At 54.4% G+C, this 723-nt stretch carries 1 protein-coding gene; it reads right to left on the reverse strand.

Annotation, left to right across the window (positions count from 1 at the left end; genetic code table 11):
* The coding region (locus KOE80_RS20135; protein WP_264180322.1) for a reverse transcriptase domain-containing protein at positions 1-723 on the reverse strand (723 nt) is incomplete at both ends.

Below are 723 nucleotides of genomic sequence, written 5' to 3' on the forward strand. Positions count from 1 at the left end.
TCCATCCCAGAAAGTCAAAGCCTTCGTCTATATGTACGACTTTCGTCTTTTCCGGCGATAGTCGCAGTCCTCGTTGTGCAAGGAAGGCTTCTACCCACGGCCTGATTTCAGTCTCCAACAAGTCTTTCGAATTGCTGGTAATCACGAAATCGTCGGCGTACCGGACCACATTGACTTTCAGCTTCGTGGCTTTCGTCTTCCCGTATCGCGTACCGAGATACGCTTTCAGGTCTGACTCCAGCCCGTTCAAACACACATTCGCCAACGTGGGCGAGATGATTCCGCCTTGCGGCGTTCCTTCTTCGGTTGGCGAGAGGCGGCCCTTGTGGACCACCCCGGCTTTTAACCACTTACGCAGGACAACCTTGTTCATGGGAACGTGGTCAACCAGCCATTGGTGGTTAATGTGGTCAAAACAGCCTTGAATATCCGCCTCCAACACCCATTGGGCCGAAGCCCTTTTGGATGTGCAGACAAATATCTGTCCCATTGCATCCGCCGTTGAACGTTGTTTCCGAAAGCCGTAGCTGTTCGGGTCGCTCGTGGTTTCTGCCACGGGTTCAAGCCCTAGCAAATGCAAAGCCTGCATCGCCCGGTCGAACAGCGTGGGAATGCCCAAGGGGCGTTCTTTACCGTTCGCTTTGGGGATGTAGACCCGCCGCAAGGGAAGAGGCTTGTAACCTCTTTGCTGCCTTAACCTGCCTATCGCCGCCCGTTTCAGGG

Origin of the sequence: Alcaligenes sp. 13f, assembly GCF_020496585.1 — a bacterium.
GTDB lineage: Bacteria > Pseudomonadota > Gammaproteobacteria > Burkholderiales > Burkholderiaceae_B > Alcaligenes > Alcaligenes phenolicus.